We start from the raw sequence: 10,681 nt of genomic DNA, 5'->3' as shown, positions 1-10,681 counted from the left end.
AGTTATAGATACAGATCCACAGTGCCTTTTCAAAATATATCAGAGATGGAAATAAATACCCAGTGTTAACTGGGAGAAAGGAAAAATCCAATTACCATCTAAGATAATTGGATTATACGTGATTTTATGAAAAAGTTTATGCCCATTATCTATGTTATAGCATTCGTTATTGGCATTATCTTCATCGTAACAGCAGATAAAGGCTTGATTACAAGTTATTATCCTGCTTTGATTGCAGGCGTAATCATTAGTTGTTTTGCGGGAGTGTTCCTTGCTATCTACTTATATGCTTGGCATAAGCAATCTAAGTGAGTTATGTCAATTCCAGTTTTATTGACCAAGAAAAATGAGGCGGATTCATAATGAGTGAGAAAACAGAGATTACTTTCATGCAAACAAGATTAATCCGGCTTGCTTCAGAAGAGTGGCATTTACCTGTTGAACAGATTATCCACTTGTTTAAAGAAGCCGATGTTCTTGGATATATAGAAAAATGTTATGGGATTTTTCATTGTGAAGGCGATGAAGCTGTGTTTGAAGATATTACTGAATTTTTGCAAAGAAAGGGAATAGAGATTAGTGCTTGAGTTAAAAGATGACTTTGTTCTCTATCCTGGTTACATTGCATTGCAGCTCATCGAAAGAAAAAATGAATGAATTATACAATAGACCTTCTTATCACTATGGTGACGGATGAGATTGCAGAAGAAACGGGCAAGGACAGGAAAGAGACATTGACAGATTTTCTTTGTTCAAAGACAGGAAAAGCACTGTATGATGAAAAAACAAAGCTGTGGTGCAATGGTCCGGCATATATAGCTGAATTGTATAGGGAAGAGTTAAAGAAATCCGGATATCAGATTTGAGATGAATGTATATCCGTCTGTCTTTGTTGAGAAATCAATAGTTATAAGATTATAGTATATGCTGATACGCTATTTGTAAAAGTGCTGACTGTCTTTATACAATCTTAATACGGAATCATAGACTTTTATACTATCTTTGAAAGCAATTGTATATAATAAAACGCATTATGAAGATATTGCTATAGAATCATTAGTAAGGAGTTATGATCATTTATGCCGGAAAAAATGTGTAAGAGAAAACACCTGACGTCTTTTCAGCTAATTATTCTGGGATTTGCAGGTGTGATCCTTTTGGGAAGTATTTTGCTGATGCTTCCGGTTTCCTCTTTGGACAAAGTGCCGACGCCATTTCATGAGGCACTTTTTACAGCCACTTCGGCAGTATGCGTTACAGGACTTGTAGTAAAGGACAGCGGAAGTTACTGGTCTGTGTTCGGACAGACGGTTATTCTTGCGCTTATACAAATAGGTGGACTTGGAGTAGTAACCGTAGCGGCAGCGGTTTCGCTTCTTTCAGGGAAAAAAATATCTCTCATGCAAAGAAGTACAATGCAGGATGCAATTTCAGCACCTAAAGTTGGAGGAATCGTCAGACTGACGAGATTTATCTTAAAGGGAACATTGTTGATTGAAGCAGCAGGGGCTATGTTACTGCTGCCGGTTTTTTTGATGGATTATGGCTTAAAGGGAATCTGGATGGCAGCCTTTCATTCTGTTTCTGCTTTTTGTAATGCAGGATTTGACATTCTGGGAACAGCAGATAATGCCTTTCCGTCTTTGACAGGGTATTCTGGAAATGCCCTTATAAATGTAGTAATCATGCTGCTGATCATTACAGGGGGAATTGGTTTTCTCACCTGGGATGATATTTATAGGAATAAAATAAATTTTAAACGTTACCGCATGCAAAGTAAGATTATTCTTATGACTACTGTATGCCTGATTATTTTTCCGGCAGTTTTTTTCTTTGTCTGTGATCTGAAAAACCTGCCTGTGGGAGAACGCCTGTTAGCTGCCATGTTTCAATCGGTAACTACAAGAACTGCCGGCTTTAATACCATAGACATTTCAGCGATGAGTGAGGCATCAAAAGCGGTTATGATACTATTAATGCTGATTGGTGGTTCGCCGGGTTCTACAGCAGGAGGAATGAAAACAACTACTTTTACGGTACTGATACTGAATGCAATTGCAACCTTTCGCAGTCAGGAAAATGCAGGGGCTTTTGGACGAAGACTGGAATATCATGTGATAAAAAATGCAGCCACAATAGCTATGCTCTATTTTACCTTATTCTTTTGCGGAGGTGTTGCAATCAGCGTATACGAAGATCTTCCACTTTTGGATTGTCTGTATGAAGCAGCTTCAGCTGTGGGTACGGTAGGTCTGACCTTGGGAGTCACACCGGGACTTCATGTTTTTTCACAAGTTGTGCTGATCATACTGATGTATCTGGGACGTGTAGGCGGCCTGACCCTGATTTATGCAGTATTCTCAGGAAGAAACAAGGGAAATGCAAAGCTTCCTCTGGAGAAAATTACAGTTGGATGAGAAGGAGAAAAGTAATATTATGAAGAATGTATTAATTATTGGACTTGGAAGATTTGGAAGACATATTGCCATGCAGATGAATCAGCTTGGACATGAAATTATGGCAGTCGACTGGAAGGAAGAAAGGGTGGACAAAGTGCTTCCGTTTGTGACTAACGCCCAGATTGGGGACAGTACTAATGAGGAATTTTTACAATCTCTTGGGATTGGAAACTACGATATCTGTTTCGTGACTATTGGAGGAAGCTTTCAGAATTCTCTTGAGACAACTTCCCTTCTGAAAGAACTGGGAGCAAAACTGGTGATATCCAGAGCTGAACGTGATGTTCAGGAAAAATTTCTTTTACGCAATGGTGCAGATAAGGTGGTTTATCCGGAAAAGCAGGTTGCAAAATGGGCATCTATCCGTTATACAGATGATCATATCCTTGATTATATGGAGGTGGATGCTTCCCATGCGATTTTTGAGGTAGAAGTGCCGGAGGAATGGATTGGAAAAACTGTAGGCGGACTGGATATCAGAAAGCGTTACAATATTAATATTCTGGCGGTAAAAAATGAAGGAGAATTTAATATTGCAATTTCTCCGGATACATATTTGGAAGAGAATAGTAAATTGCTGGTGCTGGGAGAATACAGAGCCCTTCAGAAGTGCTTCCGCATATAGCTAAAAAAGACTTTTGACCACAACACAGCCCCATGATATAATTTTCAAAACAGTAAAAAAGGTGGGGGACAGGATGAGTTTAAAAAATGCGAATCATCAGAAACGGTCATTCACATGGTATATGGAAAAACCGTCTGCAAAGGATTATTTTCTGACGGTATTTATATTTGCGGTATGCACTTTAATTGGTCTGTTATTTCAGAAACTGAATTTTACGGATACGAATATTGTAACCATATATATTCTGGGGGTTTTGCTTACTTCGATTGTGACAGATGGCTATCTTTGCAGCGTGGCAGGCTCTTTCTTAAGTGTATTTTTATTTTGTTTTTTTCTGACAGAACCAGGGATGTCTTTCAAAACCTATGCGGTGGGTTATCCGGTGACATTTTTCATAATGCTTATTTCATCCGTACTTACGGGAGCGCTTGCAGCAAAGCTGAAAACACATGCAAAGCTGTCTGCACAGCTTGCCTTTCGTACACAGATTCTGTTTGATACAGACCGTCTGCTGCAAAAGGCAAAAGGAGAAACAGAGATTCTTGATGTTACCTGTACACAGCTTCTCCGTCTGTTAAACCGCAATATTACAGCATATGTAGTAGAAAATGGAATTTTATCAGAGGGAAAGCTTTTCTCCGGGGAAAAAGAGGACACAGAAGATTTTCTGATACCAGAAGAGCAGCAGATAGCCAGATGGGTCTGTGAAAACAGGCAGCATGCCGGTGCGTCCACACACCATTTTCCTCAGGCTAAATGTTTATATCTGGCAATCCGGAGCGGGGATAATGTTTACGGTGTGATCGGGATACCATTGCAAAAAGAAACACTGGACTCTTTTGAATACAGCATCCTGTTGTCTGTAATAAATGAATGTGCGCTTGCAATGGAAAATGCGAAAAATGCATTAGAAAAAGAAAAAAATGCAGTTATGGCCAAAAATGAACAGCTGCGGGCAGATCTTCTTCGGGCGATTTCTCATGACCTTCGTACGCCGCTTTGCTCCATTTCCGGTAATGCAGATATGCTGCTTGGCAATAGTGACCGTCTGGACGAAGCTACAAAACATCAGATTTATAGCGATATCTATGATGATTCTGAATGGCTGATCGGAGTTGTGGAGAATCTGCTTTCCATTACCAGACTGAATGACGGAAGACTGAAATTTAAATTTACAGACCAGCTTCTGGATGAGGTGATTGCAGAATCCCTGCGGCATATCAGCCGGAAACATGATGATTATAAAATTGTGACAGACTGCGAAGAACTTGTTCTTGCACGTATGGATGTACGTCTTATTATGCAGGTTCTGGTAAATTTAATTGATAATGCAATAAAATATACACCGCCGGGTTCTGTGATCTGTATTCGGGGAGCTAAAACAAATGGGAAAGCGCAGATAAGTGTGGAAGATAATGGCCCGGGAATTCCGGAAGAAATGAAGTCACATATTTTTGAGATGTTTTATACAGGGAAAACAACAGTTGCGGATAGTCAACGAAGTCTGGGACTTGGACTGGCTCTTTGCCACTCTATTATAGAAGCGCATGAAGGAACCCTGGTTCTGACAGATCATAATCCTCATGGATGCAATTTTACTTTTACTTTACCCTTAAGCGAGGTGACATTAAATGAATAAAACATTAATTCTGGTGGTTGAGGATGACAGACCCATACGCAATCTGATTATTACTACATTAAAAACACATGACTATAAATATCTGGCTGCAGAAAACGGATCTTCAGCTATTCTGGAAGCTTCGTCCCACAATCCGGATATTGTTCTTCTGGATCTGGGGCTTCCTGATATGGAAGGGGTGGAAGTGATTAAAAAAATCCGTACCTGGTCGAACATGCCGATTATTGTGATCAGCGCCAGAAGTGAGGACATAGATAAAATAGAGGCACTGGATGCAGGAGCAGATGATTATATTACGAAACCGTTCTCTGTTGAGGAATTACTTGCGCGTATCCGTGTCACCCAGAGGAGACTTGCGGTTATGCAGACCGGAGAGCAGATAGAAAGCTCTGTTTTTGAGAATGGTGGATTAAAGATAGACTATACGGCAGGCTGCACATATCTGAAGGGAGAGGAATTGCATCTGACACCTATAGAATATAAGCTGCTCTGTCTTTTGTCCCGCAATGTGGGAAAGGTATTGACACATACCTATATTACCCAGCAGATTTGGGGACGATGTTCGGATAATGATGTTGCTTCTCTCAGAGTTTTTATGGCAACATTGCGGAAAAAACTGGAGCCGGAGAAAAATGGAGTACAATACATCCAGACACATATTGGCATTGGATATCGTATGCTTAGGATAGAGAAGTAAAAAGTTGGATACGGAGTTATGTCACAGAGGATATCGCCCAACCATCTGATTTGATGATTCAGCAATATCCTCTTTTTACATTTATTTATTTATTTATTTCTCACAATATAGTGTCCGTCCTGTATGCCGCAGAAAGAGGGTTTTTTGAAGAATAGAAAATCTTCTTTTTTTTATACTCTGAATAATCACAAAATTGAGATTCTTTTCTTTTTTTTCATATCTGGGAAAAGTCTGTGGTAGAATATGAAAAAGTATTAAGCATCAGTACTTTGCATAGATTACTTGGTGAATATTTGTATTGGAGGAAATAGACTATGCAGAATATATTAGTTGTAGAAGACGATTATGATCTGAATCAGGCAATCTGTTATTCTTTGAAAAAGTCAGGATATGGAGTTTATGGTGTGACTTTTATGGAAAAAGGGAAGCAGATTTTTTTGGGGAATCAGATAGATATGGTCCTTCTGGATGTGAATCTTCCAGATGGCGAAGGATTCTCTTTTTGCCAGTGGGTAAAAAAGCAAAGAGAAGTTCCGGTCATTTACCTGACAGCCAGGGATATGGAGGAGGATGCTCTGGCAGGATATGAATCCGGGGCAGAGGATTACGTTACAAAACCATTTTCAATGAAGATTTTACTTAGAAAAATAGAGGCCATTTTAAAAAGAACTGCTTCGGTCAATCGTCTGATTTTTGCAGATGAGTATTTATACATAGATTTGGATCATGCACGAGTGGCGGTAAAAGGTCAGGAATGCCCCGTCACACCGACAGAGTGCCGTCTGCTTCGTCAATTTCTTATGAACCGGGGACAGCTTCTGACTTATGATCTGTTATTGGAGCGGCTGTGGGACAGTGGAGGACAGTTTGTGGACAAGCACACACTGGCAGTAAACGTGAATCGTCTGCGAGGAAAGATTGAAGATAAGGATCACAGGTATATTTCAAATGTATATGGGATGGGATATCAATGGATTGGCTGATGTATATCATAATGATAATTTTATTTGCAGCAGTACTGGTATTGTTATGGAAAAACTATCGGATAAAAAAAGAAGCGAAGTTGTTTGCTGAAAAGGTGGAAGATGTTCTGGATGCTATTGTAACAGGAAAAGAATGGAACATGGAAGAAGAATTGGAGGACAGTCTCTGGGGAAGAACAGGAACACAATTAGCAAAAGCCGGTCACGTATTTCGGAAAAAAGAAGAAGACGGTTTTCGTGAGAAAGAAAGAGTAAAGGGATTGATTTCTGATATATCCCATCAGACAAGGACGCCCATTGCCAATATAAAACTATACCTGGAACTCCTTGAGGACGAGGAGTTTTCGCAAAACGGCCAGGAGTTTTTGGGAAAAATCAAAGGACAGATGGAAAAAATTGATTTTTTAATGCAGAGCATGGTAAAAATGTCAAGGCTTGAAACGGGAATTCTGCAAATACATAAGGAAGACCAAAATCTATACGAAACAATCCGCCATGCAGTTGTCGATGTGGTTCCGGAGGCGGCATTGAAGGGGATTGATCTATATGTGAACTGTGAAGAAAATATGATGATCCGTCATGACAGCAAATGGACGGAGGAAGCAATTTATAATATTCTGGATAATGCACTCAAGTATACTGAACCTGGTGGAAAGATCCATATTCAGACAGAAAGACAGGAATTATTTTTTAAGATCAGTATTTCTGATACTGGAAAAGGGATTGCACCGGAAAGGCAGGCAGAGATCTTTACAAGATTTTACCGTGAGCCGGAGGTTCATGATAAACCAGGGGTTGGGATCGGATTATATCTTGTAAGAACAATCATGGAGCTTCAGAAGGGATATATAGAAGTACAGTCTGAAATAGGAAAAGGGGCGTGTTTTCGTCTGTATTTTCCAGTGAATGAACCGTAACATAATTGGCAGGGCTTGTCACAATTCTGTGATAATTAAAAATTGAGACAGTTTTGTGATTTTTGTGAGATATTCTATAAAAAGGGTAAAAAGGTCTTTTGACCCTGATATCATGAAATGTCAAAAGGGAGGCAAGCCAATGAGAGAATACATTGTAGAGACAAAGAACTTAAAGAAATATTATCAAATGGGTGCAAATACGGTAAAGGCATTAGATGGCGTAGATTTTCGTGTGAAAGATCAGGAATTCGTTGCTATTATCGGAAAAAGCGGATCCGGGAAAAGTACACTTTTGCATATGCTGGGTGGACTGGATGTGCCAACAGAAGGGGAAGTGTTGGTAGAGGGTAAGTGCCTTCTGGGGCTGAAAAAAGAACAGCTTGCCATATTCCGCAGAAGAAAGATCGGGTTTATTTTTCAGAATTATAATCTTGTTCCGGATCTTAATGTATATGAGAATGTCATTCTTCCGGTGGAACTGGATGGGAGAAAGGTTGATGTGGAGTATGTGGATGGGATACTGGAACTTTTAGGGCTGTCAGAGAAGAGGGAAGCTTTTCCTGGAACATTATCCGGTGGACAGCAGCAGAGGGCTGCGATTGCCAGGGCGCTTGCGGCGAAGCCCGCCATTATTCTGGCTGATGAACCGACGGGAAATCTGGATTCGGTTACCAGCCATGATGTACTCGGACTTTTAAAAATGGCAGCAAGACAGTTCAGCCAGACCTTGATCCTGATCACTCATGACAGAGACATTGCACAGCTTGCAGATCGTATCGTACATATTGAGGACGGAAAGATTGTAGGAGATACCAGGAAGGGAAGTGATTCCTATGCTTAAGAATTCGAATCAGAAAGTGATCAAAAGGATGGCAAGGAATGCTCTAAAAGTAAACAGGAGAAAGACCATTACTTTGTTCCTTGCGGTTCTTCTTTCTTCCTTTTTGGTATTCACAATATTCACAGTTGGAGATTCTTATTTCAGGCTTCAGAAAATTCAGAACATCCGTATTTCAGGAGCTGAGTTTGATGCAATTATGTATGGAGTGACGGATGAACAGAGGCAAATGTGTGAGAATAACCTGGATATCGTTCTGACAGGTACAGCGGGAGTCTGTGGATGGGTAGAAAAAACAGATCAGGATTCCACACCGAATGTGGGACTGATCTGGGCAGATGATGGATATTGGACACAGATGATGGAGCCGGTCAGAGAAAAGCTGGAAGGAAGATATCCGACAGCTTTGAATGAGATAATGGTAACAAAATCCGCTTTAAAAGAATGTGGTTACGAAAATCTTGATGTTGGCGATACTCTTACTATGTCTTATGGAACACATGAGGGAATCTTTACAGGGACTTTTCGAATCTGTGGGCTCTGGGACGGATATGGACCCAAGAAACAGTTTTATGTCTCGAAAGAATTCTATGATCAATCGGGATGGAAGCTTTCGCAGGCAGCTTCCGGTCGTTACTTTATGGATTTTAAGCAGAAAATAATGACAAAAACAGAGCAGAATGCTTTTATCGAAAGTATGAATCTTGGAAAGCAGCAGAATCTTTTCTTCATGGGAGATTTTGGCGCATCGGTTCAGATATTGGCAGGTCTTATTGGCTTGATTGCAGTTACCTGTTTGTGTGCATATCTGCTTATTTATAATATTATGTATCTTTCCGTAGCTGGAAAAGTTCGTTATTACGGTCTGCTTCAGACGGTCGGAATGACGGAAAAGCAGATAAAAAGGATGATGAAGGAACAGATGCTTCTGATCGGATCAGCAGGGACAGTACTTGGATGTCTGTCAGGTGGGCTGGTATCCTTTTTCCTGATTCCTGTTGTTGTAAAATCACTTGGAATCAAAAGTGGCTATGTTGGAGCAGGTATGGTTCGCTTTCATCCGGCAGTTCTGCTGGCAACCATCTTACTGGTTGGGGTTACCATCTTTCTGGCCAGCCAAAAACCGACAAAAATGGCAGCAGATATCTCTCCAATAGAAGCGCTTGGTTATCGTCCGACCCACAAAACCGTAAAAGAAAGAAAAGCAGGAAAGGGGAAAGTAATAGCAAGACTTTCCCTGGAGCAGTTTACAAAGGATAAGAAAAGAACTGCGGTGGTACTGTTGTCTTTGGCAGCCAGTCTGTCTGTGTACCTTTGTATTGTGACCATGCTGGACAGTCAGGTAGCAAGAACCATAGTGTCAAATTATATGGATACGGATATGGTTGTTAAAAATGATACGGCATGCAAAGAAAAATCAGAAGACAGAAGAGACATTCTGGATGATTCTTTCGTGAAGTCAATCAAAGAAAATGCCGGAGTCTCTGAAGCACATTCTATGATATTTGCCGAGATTACAGTTCCATGGGAACCGGATTTTGCTGAGATGTGGATGAAAGAATTTTATGCAAAGTGGATGAGCATTCCATATAGTAAGGAAAAGATCGAGTATCAGAATCATCCTGAGAATTTTGGATCCTCTCTGATTGGAATTGATGAACAGGAATTTGATTATTTAAATAACAGTCTTACGCATCCGATAAATAAAGAGGATTTCCTATCGGGAAAAGCATGTATTGTTTATCGAAATGGTTTGGATTTTTCAGATGCTGACATAATAGGAAAAAATGTGACATGTGCTTTGTATGAAGATCAACAAACGACAAAAACTTTTACCATAGAAGGAGTTACGGACGAGAATTATTATACAGCACTCCTTGGATACCCACCGACGATGATAGCCAGTGATCAGGTGGTGAAAACATTTGCCAATCATCCAATTACACTAAAGACCAGCATAAAATATCACAAAGAATATGATAGAGATACAGAACAGGAAATCCTTGCGTTATTAGAAGAAAATGACAATGCAAAAGACTTTTCCTGGGAATCCAAAATCGAAGATGCAGATGAGATTGAAAAAGCACAGGGCAATATGCCGCAAGTGGGAATCGGGATTGTGTTGATTCTGGCTTTTATCGGAATCATGAACTATATGAACACTTTTGTGGTAAATGTGCAGAGCCGGATGACGGAGCTTTCGGTTATGGAGAGTATCGGGATGACCCCGAAGCAGCTTCTTGGAATGCTGGTCAGGGAAGGAGTTCTCTATGCAGGCAGCGCATGGCTTGTTACGCTAACAGTAGGAATGGGAATAACGTATCTTATTTATGAATCAATGAATTATCGGGGGATTGCTTTTTCAGTGCCATTACTTCCACTTTTATTTGCAGTGGGAATCAGTTTTCTGGTTTGTACTATGGTTCCGGTCCTTACCTGGATTATTTTGGAAAAGAATGGAACTGTTGTTGAGAGGATTAAAGGAGTTGAGTGATTTGACAGGATGTGTTTCTATTAATTATT

General features: G+C 40.2%; 10 protein-coding genes. All 10 read left to right on the top strand.

Features of this window, described 5'->3' with window-relative positions; genetic code table 11:
• Positions 1-362 precede the first annotated feature (362 nt).
• The 10 genes from H8Z82_RS08895 (at position 363) to H8Z82_RS08850 (ending at position 10,652) form a co-directional block, all read left to right on the top strand.
• Positions 363-587: a DUF3791 domain-containing protein gene (locus H8Z82_RS08895; protein WP_019161275.1), complete on the top strand. Its 225-nt coding sequence runs from the start codon at positions 363-365 to the stop codon at positions 585-587.
• 66 nt (positions 588-653) lie between these two features.
• Entirely contained in the window at positions 654-866 is a 213-nt protein-coding gene (locus H8Z82_RS08890; RefSeq protein WP_117677573.1) for a hypothetical protein, read from the top strand.
• Between the two features lie 213 nt (positions 867-1,079).
• Entirely contained in the window at positions 1,080-2,417 is a 1,338-nt protein-coding gene (locus H8Z82_RS08885) for a TrkH family potassium uptake protein (RefSeq protein WP_186994923.1), read from the top strand.
• A 19-nt stretch (positions 2,418-2,436) separates the two neighbouring features.
• Entirely contained in the window at positions 2,437-3,084 is a 648-nt protein-coding gene (locus tag H8Z82_RS08880) for a potassium channel family protein (protein ID WP_186994922.1), read from the top strand.
• 73 nt (positions 3,085-3,157) lie between these two features.
• On the top strand, positions 3,158-4,723 hold the full coding sequence (locus tag H8Z82_RS08875) for an ATP-binding protein (RefSeq protein ID WP_186994921.1): 1,566 nt from the start codon (positions 3,158-3,160) through the stop codon (positions 4,721-4,723).
• A complete protein-coding gene (locus H8Z82_RS08870) occupies positions 4,716-5,420 on the top strand; it encodes a response regulator (protein WP_186994920.1) in 705 nt (234 codons plus the stop codon). The genes H8Z82_RS08875 and H8Z82_RS08870 overlap by 8 nt, the downstream gene beginning before the upstream one ends.
• 314 nt (positions 5,421-5,734) lie before the next feature.
• Positions 5,735-6,403: a response regulator transcription factor gene (locus H8Z82_RS08865; protein WP_186994919.1), complete on the top strand. Its 669-nt coding sequence runs from the start codon at positions 5,735-5,737 to the stop codon at positions 6,401-6,403.
• Positions 6,391-7,320 (top strand): sensor histidine kinase, encoded by a 930-nt coding sequence (locus H8Z82_RS08860; protein WP_186994918.1) that lies wholly within the window; start codon positions 6,391-6,393, stop codon positions 7,318-7,320. Before H8Z82_RS08865 ends, H8Z82_RS08860 begins: the two co-directional genes overlap by 13 nt.
• Before the next feature lie 139 nt (positions 7,321-7,459).
• Positions 7,460-8,161 carry an ABC transporter ATP-binding protein gene (locus H8Z82_RS08855; RefSeq protein WP_186994917.1) on the top strand — a complete coding sequence of 234 codons (702 nt, stop codon included), beginning with the start codon at positions 7,460-7,462 and terminating at the stop codon, positions 8,159-8,161.
• On the top strand, positions 8,154-10,652 hold the full coding sequence (locus H8Z82_RS08850) for an ABC transporter permease (RefSeq protein ID WP_186994916.1): 2,499 nt from the start codon (positions 8,154-8,156) through the stop codon (positions 10,650-10,652). The genes H8Z82_RS08855 and H8Z82_RS08850 overlap by 8 nt, the downstream gene beginning before the upstream one ends.
• The last annotated feature ends 29 nt before the right edge of the window (positions 10,653-10,681 follow it).

Source organism: Blautia difficilis (assembly GCF_014297245.1).
Lineage (GTDB): Bacteria > Bacillota > Clostridia > Lachnospirales > Lachnospiraceae > Blautia_A > Blautia_A difficilis.
Note: the sequence above shows the minus strand (reverse complement) of the source record. Positions and strands in the feature narration are given on the sequence as shown.